This window comes from Halorubrum sp. CBA1229 (genome assembly GCF_003721435.2).
Classification (GTDB): domain Archaea; phylum Halobacteriota; class Halobacteria; order Halobacteriales; family Haloferacaceae; genus Halorubrum.
In genome coordinates this window covers 1,934,036-1,951,547 of record NZ_CP054585.1, presented here as the reverse complement: position 1 = coordinate 1,951,547, position 17,512 = coordinate 1,934,036, and the positions used below count along the sequence as shown (strand labels likewise).

Genomic DNA, 17,512 nt, shown 5'->3' with positions numbered 1-17,512 from the left:
GACGAGTCCCGCGGCGGCAGACCGACCCGTCGGCGCGACGAACCGCGCGGCCGCGGGCCGACCCGCCGTCGCTCGATCGGACGCGTTTTAGCGTTCGGCGTGCAATACTGGATATGGGTTTCCACACGTTCGACGCCGAGCAGGCGGAGCGGCTGGAGCGTCCCGACCGATACCGATGGGTGTCGGCCGAAGAGCTGATCGGGCCGCTCGTCTCGGCCGGCCTCGACGTCGTCGCCGACTTGGGGAGCGGCACCGGCTTTTATACCGACAGCGTCGCCCCGCACGTCGAGACGGTGTACGGCGTCGACGTGCAGGCAGAGATGCACGACTTGTACCGCGAGAAGGGCGTGCCGGAGAACGTCGACCTCGTCGCGAGCGACGTGGCTGACCTCCCGTTTGCCGACGACGAGCTCGACGGTGCCGTGTCGACGATGACGTACCACGAGTTCGCGAGCGACGCGTCGATCGCGGAGCTTGCGCGAACGATCCGCTCCGGCGGGCTCCTCGTGGTCTTCGACTGGACCGCCGACGGCGACGGCGAACACGGCCCGCCGGTCGACGAGCGGTTCGCCGCCGCCGACGCGGTCGAAGCGCTGGAGGCGGCCGGCTTCGAGGTCGTCTCCGAATCGACGCGGACGGAGACGTTCGGCGTCGTCGCTCGCGCGCCGTAGGCGGATCGCGTCGGTCTCCGCGGACTCGGCCGTCCTGCGGTCGCTTTCGAACGTTCGTGAAGAAATACCGTTAGGTGCGTCCGGTCCCTAAACAGAGTATGTCCCTTCGCTCCCGGTCGATCGCCGCCGCCGCGTTCGCCCTGGTCGCGACGCTCGCCGCGCGGCCGGCGGCGGCCCACGTCGACTACGTCACCGAGGGGTCGGGCGATCCGCTCGACGCGATCGCGTTCACCGCCGAGGTGCTGTCGGACCCGCTCAACGCGGCGGTGTTCGGCGGCTCCGGCCTCCTCGCCGTCGTCGGGATCGCCGCGTATCTGTGGGTGCGCCCGACGATCGTCGACGTCGTCGTCCTGCGCGAGACGCTCGCCGGCTACGGCGACCTCGTGCCGTGGATGCTGCGGCTCTCCGTCGGGCTTCCCCTCGTCGGCGCCGGCTTCCAGGGGTACCTGTTCGCGCCGACGCTCTCGTTCGACACCGGGTCGAGCCCGCTCCTCCGCGTGCTGTTCATCGGGCTCGGCTTCTGCGTCCTCTTCGGGCTCGCGACCCGGATCGCCTCGGCGATCGGCCTGCTGGCGTACGCGTGGGTCCTCCTCGCGGTCGACCCCGGCGTCGTCCTCGCGATGGAGTACGTCCCGGTGTTGGTCGCGCTGGCGATCCTCGGCGGCGGCCGGCCGAGCGCGGACGACATGCTGCTCGCGGTCGCGAGCACGCCCGGGTCGTACTACGGCCGGATCGACCCCGTCCATCACCTGAAGTCGTTCCTCGACGCGGCGGCCCCCCTCCGGCGGTACGTCCCGACGGTCCTCCGGGTCGGGATGGGCGTCACGTTCGTCTACCTCGGGCTCGTCCAGAAGCTCGCGGACCCCGGCAGCGCGCTGCTCGTCGTCGAGAAGTACGACCTCACGTCGGTCGTCCCCGTCGACCCCGGGCTGTGGGTCGTCGGCGCCGGGGTGACCGAGATCGCGGTCGGGCTGGCGCTGATCGCCGGCTTCTTCACCCGCGGCGCGGCAGCGCTCTCGTTCGTGCTGTTCACGACGACGCTGTTCGGGCTCCCGGACGACCCCGTCCTCGCCCACGTGGCGCTGTTCGGGATGGCCTCGGCGGTCTTCACGCTCGGCTCCGGCCCGCTCGCGTTCGACCGGTGGTTCGGTCGGCCCGCGCTCGGCGACGACGAGTCGGTGATTCCGGCGGATTGAGAGAGCAGACGACCGGTTTTAAGCCTCGGTCGCCCGCGTAGGGAGGTATGAACGTCGACCTCGGCAACGCACTGGAGACGACGCCCGGACTCACCGACGAGACGCTGGAGCGGCTCGACGAGCGCGTGGCGGACGCGCACGACCGGATCGCCGCCGGCATGGCCGACGAGGAGTTCGGCTACGCCGCGCTGACCCTGCCGGAGACGACCGACGCGGAGGCGATCCGCGCGGCGACCGACCGGTTCGACCGCCCGGAGGCCGTCCTCACCGTGGGGATCGGCGGGAGCGCGCTCGGCGCGGCGACGCTCTCGAACGCCCTCGAGAGCGACGTGGACGCGTACTTCCTCGACAACGTCGACCCCGACGCGGTCGACGCCTTGCTCGACGACCTCCCGCTCGCCGACACCGTCGTCAACGTCGTCTCGCGGTCCGGGACGACCGCGGAGACGCTCGCGAACTTCCTCGTCGTCCGCGAGGCGATGGCCGAGGCGGGCGTCGACTGGACCGAGCGCACCCTCGTGACGACCGGCGAGGCGGGGAACCTCCGGGCGCTCGCCGACGACCACGACCTCCCCGCGCTCGACGTGCCGGCCGGGGTGCCGGGGCGGTTCACCGCGCTCTCGACGGTCGGGCTCGCGGTGCCGGCGCTGCAGGGCCACGACATCGAGGCCGTGCTCGCGGGGGGCCGCGACGGAATGGAGAGCCTCTCGGGGTCGCTGTTCGAGTCGCCCGCGTACGCCTACGGCGCGGCGACGTACGCGCTCGCGGAGCGCGGCGCGCTCACGAACGCCGTGATGCCGTACGCGGAGTCGCTGGAGACGTTCGCGGAGTGGTTCGCGCAGCTGTGGGCCGAGAGCCTCGGCAAGGACGGGCTCGGCCAGACCCCGGCGCGGGCGCTCGGCGCGACCGACCAGCACTCGCAGCTGCAGTTGTACCGCGCCGGCCCGCCGGACAAGCTCGTCTCGCTGATCCGCCCGACCGAGCGCGCGGAGACGCCGATCCCCGAGACCGACCTCGACGGGCTCGCGTACCTCGGCGGCTCGTCGCTCGGCGACTTACTGGACGCCGAGTTCGAGGCGACCGAGGCGAGCCTCGCGGCCGCCGACGTGCCGAACCTGCGCGTCGAGATCGACCGCGTCGACGAGCGCAGCCTCGGGGAGCTCCTCTACGCGATGGAGGCCGCCTGCGTGCTGTACGGCGAGCTGGCGAGCGTCTCGACGTTCACCCAGCCCGCGGTCGAGTGGGGGAAGAAGGCGGCGCGCGGGCTGCTCGGCGGCGGCGACTTCCCCGAGGCGGACGCCGTGGCCGACAAGCGCGAGCTGCGCGTCGAGCGGTGAGCCGTCGGCGAACCGCGCGCGAGCCCTGGCGCGAGTCCCGTCGGCGATCCATGCGCGAGTCCCGGCGCGATGAGCGTCGCCTTCCGGTGGCGATAAACCGCCGCGAGCCGTACGCCCGCCGATGAGTGAGACGCAGTCCGAACCGCTGAACCGGATCCTCCGCGTCGCCAGCGCGGCGTTCGCGGTCCTCCTCGCGCTGTTCGTCGCCAGCGCGGTGACGACGCCCGTCTCCGAGTTCGCCGTCTCGCTCGGGCTCGTGGGCGAGGGGACGACCGGGCTGCAGGTGCTCCGGACCCTGCTCCAGTTCGCCGGCTTCCTCGTCGCGGTCGTCGGCTACCTCGCGATCACCGACCAGTGGGGGCTCGTCGGCGTCTCGCGGCCGACGCTCCGTGACGCCGGGCTCGTCCTCGGCGGCGGGGTGGCCCTGTTCGTGTTCCAGTACGGCGCCTTATTCGTGCTGGGGGAGATCGGGCTCACGACCGGGCAGAACCAGGCGGTCGTGCCCGACGGCGACCCGGTGACGTACTACCTCGTCATGGTCGCCGTGTCGCTGTTCGTGGTCGGCCCGGTGGAGGAGGCGCTGTTCCGCGGGGTCGTTCAGGGCGGGCTGCGGCGCGCGTTCGACGCCGTTCCGGCGATCCTGCTCGCGAGCCTCGTGTTCGGGCTGGTCCACCTCCCCTCGGTCTCGGGGTCGCTCGGCGAGCGGTGGGCGTACGTCGCCGTCGTCGTCGTGCTCGGCGCGGTGCTCGGCGCCCTCTACGAGCACACCGAGAACGTGGTGGTGCCCGGGCTCGCGCACGGCGTTTATAATGCCGTCATCTACGTGGTGCTGCTCGCGCAGTCGATATGAGACGAGAAGGCTCCCGAAGTCCCAGCCGCTCACTTATAATTAGTTGGCTCTGTTGAAATCCTTAAGAACTGATAGAATCGACGTGCGAGATACAGAGCGTGTATGCAGCAGGGTGACTGTGTCGGCAGTAGAATGATTACGTACCAGTTCCAAAGATAGGTATAAGCGAACGGCAAGGGCGTCTCCTCGGTATCGTCGGCATCGTCCTGTCTATTCTGGCGTTGACCTATACGGTTCTCTGGTTCGCTGGAATCGTTTGAACTGCGCGACCGACTCGCGCGCTGTATGCAGCAGCGCCTCCGATATCTTCTAGATCTCTGTCAGTGATGCGGTGCGAGATAGAGAGGATCCACACAGTATTCGATCACTAATGAATTCACAGCATTACGGATAAATCAGCTTGTCAGCACCCTTGTGATTACAGCCGTTGAGAGCTTCAGGGCAACAGCTACGAATGGTATGAATTTAAGTCAAAAATTCGTGACAGTATAATTCATGTAATTAGATGTGTATCAGCTACGTATGGGGGAAGAATCTGAAAATAAGTGTGGCTATACTTGGCCTGAGGAATATGAAGTCGGTGACGACCCAAAAAATCAGAGCTGCTGTTACCGTGATACAGTTGGGAATACGGAGAGATGTGTGTGGCACTTACAGCCTGAAGCAGTTGATTCAAAAACAATTGAGGAATTCAAACAGTCAAAAATCATCCCTGAAGTACAAGACAAGATTCGTTTAGGAGGTGAATTACTTGATGGAGCTATATTGGCTGGAAATGAACTTCAGGATTCTATCTCATTTTATCAGGCATCTCTCCGAAACGCTGATTTGACTGATTCGGATCTCTCAACTGCTAACTTGCGCGACGCAGACCTCAGAGGCGCCAATCTATCAAATGGAAGTCTCAGAAAAGGCGACTTGTATAATGCGGATTTGAGGGGTGCTGACCTGTCAGGAGCGGACTTGAGAAATACAGACCTGACAGGTGTAGACCTCCGATATGCCAACCTAGGTGGTGCGAATCTAAGTGAGGCCGTCTTAGTTGACGCGTCGCTGTATAAAGCTAATCTGTCACAGGCTGATCTATCTCATACTGATCTAACAGATACGAACCTAACTGACTCTAATCTAACTAAAGCATCCCTCAACGAAGCCGAGGTATCAGAAACAAATCTCAGCAAATCAAACCTATCTAAAGCGTCGCTTGACGGGGTCAACCTGTCGGAAGTAGAGCTCAAGGATGCTGATCTATCGGGAGCAGATCTCGATGTCGTTGACCTAGCCGGCGAGGATCTAAGAGGTGTCAACCTATCCGGAGCTGACCTTGACTACGCAGATATGTCTGGTGTAGATCTCAGAGGTGCTGATATTTCAGAAGCAAAACTCAATCACGCTGATCTGTCAAAAGCTGATCTCCGGTATTCCAATCTATCTAACTCGGATCTTACATTTGCTGAGCTAACCAGCGCGTCCCTCTACAGAACCAATCTAACAGAAGCAGATTTATCCGACGCAGACCTGACCGATGTGAATCTTTGTGAATCCGATCTGACCGGAGCATGCCTCAACGGTTCCGAGATGGCGGGGGCAGATCTTAGTGACTCAAACCTAACAGAAGCATCGTTCGACGGTGTTAATTTATCAGAGGTGAATCTCAGCGGGGCTGAACTGGAGGAAACATCTGTTGATCTATCGGGACCCTCCGACGAATTTATTGATAGTTTCGATTTGTCAAACTTGGACCTCAAAAACACCGACTTGACCGGAGCAAATCTCGGAGATGCCGACCTGAGTGGCAAGGACCTCAGTAAATCTAAACTATCCGATGTGAATCTAAGTGGTTCTGATCTGATCAAGACAAATCTTAGAGGTGCTGATCTGACTCGCACAAATCTCAAAGCCGCCAATCTAATCGGAGCGAATCTCAGGAACGCTAACCTGAATGAGGCAAATCTCAGGGGCGCTAGACTATCAAAAGCTAATTTACAAAATGCAAAACTGTCGAACGTCGCAGTTGACGGATCTACAGAATGCACGCGGCTCTTTGAGAGTTCTAACTTTTTGCCTAGCGCTCTGGATGCGACCGCGCGGGCATACCACGATCTCAAATCCGCGTTTGCCAATCATGGATTAGTCAGCAAGGCTCGGAGGTTCCATGTCCATGAGCGTCGTTTACGTCGTATCGAATTAAGAGAAACTAAAGGTCGGTTCAGTAAAGACCACATGGGGAGTCTTGCCTCAGAGAAACTCACTGGTTATGGTGTTCGACCCAGCCAACTCGGTAAATGGATGGCAGGTTTGTTTTTTCTCCCAACTGTTATTTATTTGTTAGTAGGAATCGAGGATAGTTTTGTCCGTACGATCTCGTATAGTGTGGTTACTTTCACTACGACTCCCCCATTCCGACCAACTGGGATGTTGCTTCAAATAGTAGTGATGCTCCAAGCATTTCTTGGGACGCTCTCACTCATTACACTAGGATATATTTTCAGCAATCGAGAGAGATTCTAATTCATTTTGGGGATTAGAACTAATTTTACGCCATGCTGGTAAGGATAAGTATGTTCCAATTCTTAGACTTTGTCGAAATATGTTCGAAGAGGTGTCGTGTTAGATAGAAGTGTTAATCGACTCGCGCTCTGTATTCAGCACGTCTCCAAGAACACATCACCGATTGAGAATTTCAACAGAGCCAGATAGTTGAGAACGAGACGGCGGCGAACACTCCCAAAGCCCCAGCCGCGAGGCGGGCGCACGCTTGCTGCGCTCCTCGCTCAGTCGCTATCGCCCCTTCGCTGCGGTGTCGCCGGCGGCTCCGCCGCCGGCTGCCCGTGGCGCGTAGCGACACGCTGCTTTCGTCGCCTGCGCCCGCCTCGGGCTGCCCCTTTGAGTCCCACCCCGCACCGCAACCGCGCCTCACCCCTCCCCAGCCTCGCGGCTCCCTCCGGTCGCCGCGTCCCTCGCGCGCGCTCCTCGGCCGCGGGGCGGCCTCGGAGGCACGCGCCGACCGCCTCGTTCATTTATAAATAAGTCGCGGTCAGCGGGTCGGCGTTAGAAGCGCTCCTTCCCCCACCGCAGGTCGTCGTACGTCGCCTGCTGGTCGCTGTCGAACCGCTCCTCGAACTTCCGGCGGAGCGCGGCCTTCTCCGTGGCGTCGATCCGCGCCAGCTCGTCGGCCTTCGCGACGGCCTCGGGCGGCCCCCGGGTCGTCGCCACGTCGGCGAGCACCTGTCGGGTGAGCCGGTCGCGGGTCGCCGCGTCGCGAGTGAACGCGTACGGCGCCTCCAGCTTGTAGGTCACGTCGGTTCGGGGGTCGTACACGACGGTGAACGTCGGCTCGTACAGCTCGGGGTCGAGCTCGCGGTCGATCCCGAGCGCGTCGCCGTCGGCCGCCATCGTCGCGTCGGCGCCCCCGCGGCTGTGGAACCACGTGGTGAACGTGAGCGCGTCGTCGAGGCGGTCGCCGCGGGCGCTGCCGGCCGCATCGTCGCCGTCGCCGCCGGCGGCGCCGCCCGCACGACTTCCCGCCTCCCGGCGCTCCAGCAGCCGGGTGAACAGCGCGGTGTCGTCGGGCCACGGCGGCTCGACGCCCTTCCGGCCCAGCGCGCGGACGATGGTGCCGCTGGAGGGGTTCTTCACGAAGCCGGCGAGCGGCACGTCGCGCTCGACGAACCGCTCGACCAGCCGGACGTACTTCTCGACGACCGCGCGGGGCTTCGCCTCGCGCGCGAGCGCGCCCAACTCGGGGTTGCGGTCGTCCCACGTGAACAGCTCCTTGGGATAGATCGGGCCGTCGAGGACGAGCAGGTCGTCGACCTCGTCGGCGTGGTCGAGCGCGTGGGTCCCCTCGGCGAGGTACAGCGCAAGCGCGTGGACGACCCCCTCGGCGTACCGGTTCACCCGCGGCGCGTGGAGCACGCGCTGGCGGGTGTGGCCGTCGTCGCGCTTGCGCCAGTCGTCGTCGAAGTCAGCGGTGGAGTCGCCGGCGTGGACGGTCGCGACGATGGTTCGGTCGCGGTGCAGGTCCAGGTCCGTCGGCTCGCTCGCCATCGCGGCGTGGGCCACGTCGACGACGAGCCCGTTTTTAAATGTGGTCGGGTTGATCGTGCCCGAATCGAGCCCGTGGACGGTCTCGAACGGGCGCTCGGCGAGGGCGGCGTCGTCGACGGGGGCCAGCCGGCGCTCGTGGTCGCCGACGGGCTCGATCACGACGCGGCCGTCGCGGCGGAGCTCGGGGAGCCAGTCGCGCCACACGCGCCCCGCGAGGTCGTCGTGGTCGGTCGTGTCCACGTCGCCCGCGATCCCGTACGCGAGCCGCGCGATGTTCTCGACGTGGATCGGATCGAGCGTCACGGCCGTACTGCGGCCCGGCCGGTCTTAAACCCGTTCGCCCGAGGGGTGGCGTCACCGGAGACGTCGACGCCGCGATCGACCGTGCCGCCGCGTCCCGAGGGCCGCCGAGTCCGCCGCCTTTCACCGAACGGGGCGCGCCGGAGTATCAGAACGGATATTCGGGGGAGAACCTTCTTTGCCGGAATTAGTGGAGGTGACGCTATGGCAGAGTCAGGGGTCACGTCGGGAACGACGACCGGCCAATCGCGAGGGAGAGGCGAGAAACTCAGGGAGGTCGTCAGGTACATCCCGGACGGCACCTCGATGCCGACGGAGATGTGGCGGCCGCGCCACCGGAACATCCTGATCTCGATCGCGGTGCAGGTGCCGTTCCTGATCGCGTTGGGGCTGTACAGCGGGACCGAGTCGTTCACCGGGGCGCAGATCCCCGCGGCACCGATGTGGATGCTCGGCGGCTTCACCGCCGTCATCCTCGGCACCGCGGCGCTGGCGAACGTGTCTCGACTCGGCCGCCGCCAGCGGACGGTGCTCGCGGCGTTCAGCCTCATGACCGTCTCGATGGCGCTGGTGAAGCTGTCGGGCGGGTACATCGAGGCGCACTTCAGCTTCTTCGTGTTCGTCGCGGTGCTCGCGCTGTACGAGGACTGGGTCCCGTTCGCCGTCGGCGTCGGGTACGTCGCGGTCGGCCACGGCGCGTTCAGCCTGATCGATTCGAGCCTCGTCTACAACCACGCCGCGGCGATCGAGAACCCGATCGTCTGGGGGGGTATTCACGCGTTCTTCGTCCTCGGGCTCGTCGGCGCGCTGATCGTCAACTGGTACTCGATCGAGAAGTCGCGCGAGGAGGCGCAGCGCCAGCTCGACCTCGTCGCCGAGCAGAAGGCGGAGATCCAGGACGTCGAGGAGGCGAAGGCGGAGGTCGAGCAGCGCCGCGAGGAGGTCGAGTGGCTGAACCAGCACCTCGAGACGAAGGCCGACGACTACAGCGCGACGATGGACCGCGCGGCCGACGGCGACCTCACGGTCCGGCTGGACGCCGACAGCGAGAGCGAGGCGATGGAGCAGATCGGCGCCGCGTTCAACGAGATGATGGACGACATCGAGGCGACGATGCGGGACGTCCAGTCGTTCGCCGGCGAGGTGTCCGCGGCCAGCGAGAAGACGGTCGAGGGCGTCGACACCGCCGAGGCGCGCAGCGAGGACGTGCGCCGGTCGATCGAGGAGATCGCCGAGGGGGCGGACGACCAGCGCGAGATGCTCGAACAGGTCTCCGGCGAGATGAACAACCTCTCGGCGACGATCGAGGAGGTCGCCTCCTCGACGGAGACGGTCGCCGACGCGGCCCAACAGACCGCGTCGATCGCCGACGAGGGACAGGACACCGCGGGCGAGGCGATCGACAGCGTCCAAGAGTCGCGGGACGCGATCGGCGAGACGGCGGAGAAGGTCAGGGTCCTCGACGAGCGGATGGAAGACATCGGCGAGATCGTCGACCTGATAAGCGACATCGCGGAGCAGACGAACCTGCTCGCGCTCAACGCCAACATCGAGGCCGCGCGGGCCGGCGGCGGCGGCGGGGGGAGCGACGGGTTCGCGGTCGTCGCCGACGAGGTCAAGCAGCTGGCCGAGGAGACGCAGGAGGCGGCCCAGGAGATCGAGGAGCTCATCGCCGGCACGCAGGCGCAGACGCAGGCGACGGTCGCGGAGGTCCGGACCGCCGAGGAGCACATGGAGGAGGGCGCCGAGGCGGTGCGGGACGCCGCCGACGCGTTCGCCGAGGTGGCGGACAACGCCGCCGAGACGGACGACGGCATCCGCGAGATCAGCAAGGCGACCGACGACCAGGCCGCGAGCACGGAGGAGACGGTGTCGATGGCCGAGGAGGTCGCGGGGATCAGCCGGTCGACCGCCGACGAGGCCGACGAGGTCGGCGAGGCGGCCGACGAGCAGCTCGCCGCGATGTCGCAGGCGACCGCCGAGGCCGGCTCGCTCGCGGACCAGGCCGAGCGGCTCCGGGCGCTGCTCCGGAAGTTCGAGGTCGGCGGGGAGTCGCCCGACGACCCGTCGGCGTCGGGAACGCGCAACGTCGCGATGGGCGACGGCGGGCGGTCGGACTGAGGCGTCGGTCGCCGCGATTCGGCGGAGTCCTTTTAAATCGTGTCGACGACGGCCGCCAGCACCGGCAGCGCGCGCTTCACCTGCGCGCCGTCCTCGACGAAGACCAGCGTCCGCGGCGGCCGGACCGCCTTCGGCCTGACGCGGAGCCCCGCCTCGTCGGCCGCGTCGGCGGCGACCTCGGGGAGCGCGGCTCCGTCGCCCCCGCCGACGAACTCGATCCGGACGCGGTCGGGCTGGACGTACACCTCGGCGACGTCGCGCTCGTCGGCGGTGGCCGCCTCGTCCTCGGCGACGTCGCCGTCGACCGCGCGGACGATCCGGTACGCGAGCGCGCCGTCGGCCGTCGGCTCCACGTCGGGGTCGGCGTCGGCCAGCGCGAGGTCGCGCAGGCGTCCCTCGTTGCCGGACACCTCCGAGGCGAGCAGCTGGCCGATCCGGACGCCGTCGGTCAGGCGGTCCGCGACCATCAGGCGTCACCCGCGGCGTCGGCCGCCGCGTCGTCGTCCGCGCCTCCTTCGCTCTCGTCGCCGCTGTCGCCGCCGGCGGCAGCGAGCTCCTCGCGCACGTCGGGCGCGAGGTGGTCGACCGCGGCGCCGTGCTCCTTCGCGACGAGGACCGCGGCCGCCTCGATGGTGACCGCGAGCGCGCGCTGCCGCTCGTTGATCGCGGCGACGGCGCGCTGCTTCTCCACCCCGGCCGCGACGATGGCGTCGAGGGCGGTCTCGAAGGTGGACTGCTCGCGGAGGATCGACTCGTCCGGCGTGAACCCCTCCGGAACGAGCACGTCGTCGGGGTCAAACCGCGCGACGAGGTCGCCGTCCTCCTCGTCCACCAGCCCGCGACCGACCGCGACGTCGACGAGCCGCTTCGCCTGGTCCGGCGAGAACCAGTCGCGGTCGAGCGACAGCGCGACGACGAACTCGCCCTCGCCCAGCCGCTCCTTCGCGCGGTGTTTGAACGGGACGGCGACGGCGACCTCGAGGCTCATGTTCGAACGGCGGGGGGTCGACGGCGGTAAACCTACCGAACTGCGAACCGTCCCCGGCCGGGCCGTGCGCGGCGCTCGCCCCGGTCGACTCGCGGCCGGGGAGCGGCCGGCAACCGTTATGCTGCGCGGGCGTGATGGCCCACGTATGGAGACCCGCCCGCTCGGCGACACCGGTCACGACAGCACCGTCATGACGTTCGGGGCGATCGCGCTCAACTGGCTCGAACAGGAGGGCGCGAACCAGCTGGTCGAACACGTCCTCGACTACGGCGTCAACCACTTCGACGTGGCCCCGACGTACGGCGACGCGGAGCTGAAGCTCGGCCCGAAGCTCCGCCAGCACCGCGAGGAGATCTTCCTCGGCTGCAAGACACAGGAGCGAACGTACGAGGGCGCGTGGCGCAAGCTCGACCGCTCGCTGAACCGCCTCGGCGTCGACACGATCGACCTGTATCAGGTGCACGGGCTCGAGTACGACGAGGAGCTCGACGCGCTCACGGGCGACGACGGCGCGCTCGCGGCGTTCCGCGAGGCGAAGGAGCAGGGGCTGATCGACCACATCGGGCTGACGAGCCACGGCGACCCCGACCTCATCCTCGACGCGCTCGACCGCATCGACGACCTCGAGTCGGTGATGTTTCCGCTGAATCCCGTCGTCGCCGGGAAGGACGACGACGAGTACGACTACGAGGCGGTCCTCGCTCGCGCCGACGAGGAGAACGTGGGCACGCTGGGGATCAAGGCGTTCGCGGCCGGCTCGTGGCCGTCGACGGACGAGCTCCCCGAGGCGGACCGGCCGTTCGCGAACTGGTACCGGCCGGTCGCCGCGCCCGGCGAGATCAGCGAGCGGTTCGACTTCGCCGCCGCGCAGGGGCTCACCAGCGTCGTCAGCGCCGGCGACCCGAAGCTCGTCACCATGATCCTCGAGGCCGCCGACGACTACGACGGGATGGACGCGACCGCGCAGCGGTCGCTGGTCGAGCGCGTGCGCCACGACGACAGCCCGGTCCCCGAGCAGCTGCACCACTGAGGGAGGCGGATGGACGTCCCGCACACGGTCGCGGCCGCGCTCGAGGACCGATCGGTCGCCGGAAAGCGCTGTCTGGAGGCCGGTGCGGGCGTCGGGAACGCGAGCGCCGGCCTGCTCGCGAACGGCGCCGCCCGGGTGTACGCCGTGACGAACGACCGGGACCACGCGCGGACGACGCGTCGGCGCGTCGGCGGCGGAGACGTTAGCGGCGGCGATAACAGTAGCGACGGCGGCGACGATAGCGGCGACCGACTGACGGTGCTGGAGGCTGACCTCCGGGCGGTCCCGCTCCCGGACGGCTCCGTCGACCTGATCACCGCGCACGGGCTCTGCAACGTCCTCGACCCCGCGGCGCTGTCGGCGGTCGCCCAGGAGCTCTCGCGGGTCGCCGCCCCGGGCGCGGCTCTCGTCGTCGACGACTACGACCCGCTCCCGGACGACGCCGCGATCCGCGAGCTGTTCGCCGTCGAGAACGCGGCGTCGGCGCTGGCCCGCGGCCGCCCGGCGCTCACCTTCTACCCGGCGGCGTTCCTGCGGCGGTTCCTCGCGGGGCACGGCTGGGCGTTCGAGCGGGAGCGGACGCTCCTGGAGCCGGTACCCTGGACCGAGAGCCACGTCTCCGCGCACGCCGACGAGGCCGTCTCCCTGGCCGAGGAGTACCCGGGTGAAGCGGGCGACGCGCTGGCCGCGACCGCTCGCCGCCTCGCGAGCGAGATCGGGTCCGAATCCGTCGGGCGGATGTACGGGCTCGCGTTTCGGCTTCCGGACTGAAGACATCGAAAGTGGGCAGAACGCGTCGTAAACAAGGGTCGATCCGTCAGTCGGCCACCGGCGCCGTCCTGTCAGTCGTCATCGGTCGCGGCGGAGTCAGCGGTCGCCGCCGGCGCCGCGCCGACACCGCCCGCATCGGTCGGCGTCGCGTTCAGCGAGTAGCCGGTCGCGGCCATGGCGAACAACACGAGCGGCGAGAGGAACGCGAACAGGTAGTACGGCGCGTACTCCAGCGTCGGCACGCCGGTGACCCCCGCCATGTAGACGGCGCCGGCGTGCCACGGGAACAGCGCGCCGGTCGGCGTCCCCGCGGCCTCGACCGCGCGGGAGAGCTGGTCGGTGTCGAGGCCGAACTCCTCGTAGGTGTTCCGGAGCGTGACGCTCGGCAGCACGATGCTCATGTACTGCTGGGCGGTGAGCGCGTTGATGACGATCGCCGAGACGCCGGTCCCGGCGACGAGCGCCCCGGGGCTGCGCACGGAGGAGGTGAACGCGTGGGCGATCACGGCCAGCACGCCGGTGCGCTCCAAGATCCCGCCGAGCGCGAGCGCGGCGACGACGACCGTGATCGTCCACGCCGAGCCGGTGAGCCCGCCGGTCGCGAGCAGGTCGTTCACGAGCTCGGAGCCGGACTCGGGCGCGGTCCCGTACATGAAGGTGTCCCACGCGGCGACGAAGCCGACGCCCTGCACAACGATTGTCGTGAGCACGCCGGCGAAGACGCCGGCGACGAGGGTCGGGAGCGGCGCGTGCCCGCGCAGCGCCAGTCCGAAGGTGACGAGGAGCGGAATAAAAGCGAGCAGCGTGACCGCGTAGGTGCCGCCGAGCGCGCCCTGGATCTCCGCGATCCGGCCCGCGGGGATGGCGCCGCTGGCGCGGAGGCCGAGCGCGAGGAAGCCGAGCACCGCGAGCCCGAACGCGAGGAGGGTGCCGGTCCGCATCCGCCGGATGTGCGCGTACAGGTCGGTGTTTGTCACCCCGGCGGCGAGGTTCGTCGTATCGGAGAGCGGCGACTGCTTGTCGCCGGCGTACGCCCCCGAGAGGACGGCTCCGACCGTCATCGGGTCCGGGATACCGAGCCCCGCGCCGATGCCGACGAAGGCGACGCCGAGCGTCCCGACGGTGGTCCACGAGGAGCCGATGGCGAACGCCACGACCGCGGCGACGACCGCGGCGGCCGGGAGGAACGTCGTCGGCGTGAGGATCTCTAAGCCGAAGTACATGAGCCCCGGAATCGTCCCGGCGCTCACCCACGTCGCGATGAGCCCGTAGATGGTGAAGATGATGAGCAGCGCCTGCAGGCCCATCACGAGCCCGTTGGCGATGCCGTCGTACAGGGCGTCCCAGTCGTAGCCGAGCCAGAGGCCGAAGGCGCCGACGAAGGCGATGCTCCAGAGGAGCGGCGCGTGCGGGTCGAGGCCGAGGACGGCCGAGCCGATGCCGAGGAACGCCACGACGGCGAGGACCGGGACCAGCGCCGCCGCCAGGCTCGGGCGGCGATCCGGGTCGATGTCCTCGAACGTCGTGGGCGTGAACGAGCGTGCCATGAGCGGTTGTATTCCTTTGAGGCATAAATATGACTCGGAATATGCACAAGGAAGATAACGATCGTTCATCGCCGTTGCCCGCGGCGTCGGTCGGCGGCGCCCGCGATCGGCGCGGCCACCGCTACCGAACCTCGCCGCGTCCGACCGTGTGCCGCCGTGTCGCGCCGGTCGCCGAACGGACGGTCTTATACGCGTCGGTGGGCAAGAGGGGCCAACATGATATTTGAGGGCCTCCCGACGACTCCCCGATCGGAGGAACTCGTCGACAAGGCGTTCTCGCGGGCGGCCCGCGCGGGACGCGCGAAGCGCGGCCACGAGGCGCAGGAGTCGATGCTGCGGACCGCGGGCAACGTGCTCTCGGACAACTTAGAGAACGTCGTCGTCTCGTGGCCGGACTTCGGCTTCGACGTCGATCCGTTCTACTACGAGCTCGCCGACGCCATCGTCGACGTCGACCGCCTCCGGCAGGCGCTCTCGCAGGTGATGTGGGCCAGCCGGCAGATCGAGGACCTGCGCGACGAGTACACGACGAAGATCCGCAACTCGGACGTCGACACCGCGCGCAAACACCGGAAGCAGGCGTTCGCGCGCATGGCCGACGTGATGGACCAGATCGAAGACGACCTGCGCTACATCGGCGACTCCCGCGACCAGCTGAAGGTGCTCCCGGACATCCGGCCCGACGAGCCGGCCATCGTGATCGCCGGCTACCCGAACGTCGGGAAGTCGTCGTTCGTCAACCGGGTCACCCGCGCCTCCAACGAGATCGCGGAGTACCCGTTCACGACCCGCGGCGTCCAGATCGGCCACTTCGAGCGGGACCACGTCCGGTACCAGATCGTCGACACCCCCGGGCTGCTCGATCGCCCCGAGGAGGACCGAAACGACATCGAGCGGCAGGCGGTCAGCGCCCTCGAACACCTCGCGGACGTCGTCGTCTTCGTGCTCGACCCCTCCGGCGACTGCGGCTACCCGCTCGACGTCCAGTTGGAGCTGCGCGAGGAGGTCCGCGAGCTGTTCGGCGACGCGATTCCGTTCCTCACCGTGGCGAACAAACACGACCGCTTCGAGGCGGTGCGGGCGGAGTCGGTCGACGCGACGATGAGCGTCACCGAGGACGAGAACGTCGAGGACGTGCTCGACATGGCGGTCGAGGCGGCCGCGTTCGAGCCGGACTTGCCGACGCGCGACGGCGAGGAGTAGGCGGGAAGGAGACGGGAGCGGCGAGCGGTCGGCACCGCGGCCCGCCCGGCGGCCCCGAAAGGATGCTTTCAAGCGGGCGCTCGCCGAAGCGACGTGCATGTACGACGGTCTCAAGGGATTCCGCGACTTCTACCCCGGCGAGCAGTCCGCCCGCCGCGAGGTGACCGACGCGATCGAGGACGCCGCGAGCCGGTACGGCTTCCGCGAGATCGCCACCCCCGCCTTGGAGCGGACGGAGATGTACGTCGACAAGTCCGGCGAGGAGATCGTCGAGGAGCTGTACGCCTTCGAGGACAAGGGCGGCCGCGGCGTCGCCATGACCCCCGAGCTCACGCCCACCGTCGCCCGGATGGTCGTCGCGAAGGGCCAGGAGCTGTCGAAGCCGATCAAGTGGGTCTCCACCCGCCCGTTCTGGCGCTACGAGCAGGTCCAGCAGGGCCGCTTCCGCGAGTTCTACCAGACGAACATCGACGTGTTCGGCTCGTCGGCGCCCGAGGCCGACGCCGAGGTGCTGGCGGTCGCCGCCGACGCGCTCACCGACCTCGGGCTGACCGGCGACGACTTCGAGTTCCGCGTCTCGCACCGCGACATCCTCGGCGGGCTCGTCCGGGCGCTCGCCGACGACCCCGACGCGGTCGACGCCGAGGCCGCGATCCGCGCGGTCGACAAGCGCGCGAAGGTCGACGACGGCGAGTACCTCGGGCTCCTCTCCGACGCCGGGCTCGACCGCGCGACCGCCCGCGAGTTCGACGATCTCATCTCGGACGTCGACAGCCCCGCGGACCTCGACGCGGTCGCCGACGCCGGCGGCGAGGAGGTCGAGTCGGCGGTCGAGAACCTGCGGAACGTGCTCGCCGCGGCCGACGACTTCGGCGCGGGCGAGTTCTGCGAGGTCTCGCTGACGACCGCCCGCGGGCTCGACTACTACACCGGCGTCGTCTTCGAGTGCTTCGACTCCACCGGCGAGGTGTCCCGCTCCGTCTTCGGCGGCGGGCGCTACGACGACCTGATCGAGAGCTTCGGCGGCCAACCCACCCCCGCGGTCGGCGTCGCCCCCGGCCACGCCACCCTCAAGCTCCTCTGTCAGCGCGCCGGCGTCTGGCCCGACGAGGAGCTTTCGACCGACTACTACGTGCTCAGCGTGGGCGACACGCGCGGCGAGGCGGCCGCGCTCGCCCGCGACCTCCGCGCGCTCGACGACGGCGTCGTCGTCGAGAGCGACGTCTCCGGTCGCTCGTTCGGCGCCCAACTCGGCTACGCCGACTCGATCAACGCGGAGACGGTCGTGGTCGTCGGCGAGCGCGACCTCGAGAACGGCGAGTACACGGTGAAGGACATGGCGAGCGGCGACGAGACGACCGTGCCGGTCGAGGAGTTCCCGCCCGAGGAGGGGTCGGGGCTCCCGACGTACGAGGACTACGAGTAGCGCCTCGGCGCGCCCGTCCGCG

Annotated in this window: 14 protein-coding genes; 10 read left to right on the top strand and 4 right to left on the bottom strand. The window is 67.8% G+C overall.

The window, feature by feature from the left end; all coding sequences use genetic code 11:
• Positions 1–113: 113 nt before the first annotated feature.
• From Hrr1229_RS09680 to Hrr1229_RS09660, 5 genes are all read left to right on the top strand, one after another.
• Entirely contained in the window at positions 114–671 is a 558-nt protein-coding gene (locus Hrr1229_RS09680; protein WP_123113090.1) for a class I SAM-dependent methyltransferase, read from the top strand.
• 98 nt (positions 672–769) lie between these two features.
• Positions 770–1,867, top strand: a complete 1,098-nt coding sequence (locus Hrr1229_RS09675; RefSeq protein ID WP_123113091.1) for a DoxX family protein — start codon at positions 770–772, stop codon at positions 1,865–1,867.
• A 47-nt stretch (positions 1,868–1,914) separates the two neighbouring features.
• Complete coding sequence (locus Hrr1229_RS09670) at positions 1,915–3,204, top strand: glucose-6-phosphate isomerase (protein ID WP_123113092.1); 1,290 nt, start codon at positions 1,915–1,917, stop codon at positions 3,202–3,204.
• Positions 3,205–3,325: 121 nt separating this feature from the next.
• Positions 3,326–4,054: a type II CAAX endopeptidase family protein gene (locus Hrr1229_RS09665; protein WP_123113093.1), complete on the top strand. Its 729-nt coding sequence runs from the start codon at positions 3,326–3,328 to the stop codon at positions 4,052–4,054.
• A gap of 522 nt (positions 4,055–4,576) precedes the next feature.
• Entirely contained in the window at positions 4,577–6,565 is a 1,989-nt protein-coding gene (locus Hrr1229_RS09660; RefSeq protein WP_123113094.1) for a pentapeptide repeat-containing protein, read from the top strand.
• A 540-nt stretch (positions 6,566–7,105) separates the two neighbouring features.
• Here Hrr1229_RS09660 and Hrr1229_RS09655 read toward each other — a convergent pair.
• Complete coding sequence (locus Hrr1229_RS09655; RefSeq protein WP_123113095.1) at positions 7,106–8,407, bottom strand: DNA double-strand break repair nuclease NurA; 1,302 nt, start codon at positions 8,405–8,407, stop codon at positions 7,106–7,108.
• A 201-nt stretch (positions 8,408–8,608) separates the two neighbouring features.
• Here Hrr1229_RS09655 and Hrr1229_RS09650 point away from each other — a divergent pair, with 201 nt between their 5' ends.
• Positions 8,609–10,525 carry a methyl-accepting chemotaxis protein gene (locus Hrr1229_RS09650; RefSeq protein ID WP_123113096.1) on the top strand — a complete coding sequence of 639 codons (1,917 nt, stop codon included), beginning with the start codon at positions 8,609–8,611 and terminating at the stop codon, positions 10,523–10,525.
• 32 nt (positions 10,526–10,557) lie between these two features.
• On the opposite strand, the gene Hrr1229_RS09645 is transcribed toward Hrr1229_RS09650, so the two are convergent.
• Entirely contained in the window at positions 10,558–10,992 is a 435-nt protein-coding gene (locus tag Hrr1229_RS09645; protein WP_123113097.1) for a hypothetical protein, read from the bottom strand.
• Entirely contained in the window at positions 10,992–11,513 is a 522-nt protein-coding gene (locus Hrr1229_RS09640; RefSeq protein ID WP_123113098.1) for a DUF2240 family protein, read from the bottom strand. The genes Hrr1229_RS09645 and Hrr1229_RS09640 overlap by 1 nt, the downstream gene beginning before the upstream one ends.
• Before the next feature lie 145 nt (positions 11,514–11,658).
• Between Hrr1229_RS09640 and Hrr1229_RS09635 the strand changes: the two genes are divergently transcribed.
• A complete protein-coding gene (locus Hrr1229_RS09635) occupies positions 11,659–12,543 on the top strand; it encodes an aldo/keto reductase (protein WP_123113099.1) in 885 nt (294 codons plus the stop codon).
• Positions 12,544–12,552: 9 nt separating this feature from the next.
• Positions 12,553–13,314, top strand: coding sequence for a class I SAM-dependent methyltransferase (locus Hrr1229_RS09630; RefSeq protein ID WP_123113100.1), 762 nt, complete (start codon positions 12,553–12,555; stop codon positions 13,312–13,314).
• A gap of 71 nt (positions 13,315–13,385) precedes the next feature.
• On the opposite strand, the gene Hrr1229_RS09625 is transcribed toward Hrr1229_RS09630, so the two are convergent.
• Positions 13,386–14,861, bottom strand: a complete 1,476-nt coding sequence (locus tag Hrr1229_RS09625) for a Na+/H+ antiporter NhaC family protein (protein ID WP_123113101.1) — start codon at positions 14,859–14,861, stop codon at positions 13,386–13,388.
• Positions 14,862–15,077: 216 nt separating this feature from the next.
• Between Hrr1229_RS09625 and Hrr1229_RS09620 the strand changes: the two genes are divergently transcribed.
• Together Hrr1229_RS09620 and hisS are read left to right on the top strand one after the other, a co-directional pair.
• A complete protein-coding gene (locus tag Hrr1229_RS09620) occupies positions 15,078–16,064 on the top strand; it encodes a GTPase (protein WP_123113102.1) in 987 nt (328 codons plus the stop codon).
• A gap of 97 nt (positions 16,065–16,161) precedes the next feature.
• Entirely contained in the window at positions 16,162–17,490 is a 1,329-nt protein-coding gene (gene hisS / locus Hrr1229_RS09615) for a histidine--tRNA ligase (RefSeq protein WP_123113103.1), read from the top strand.
• Positions 17,491–17,512: the final 22 nt, after the last annotated feature.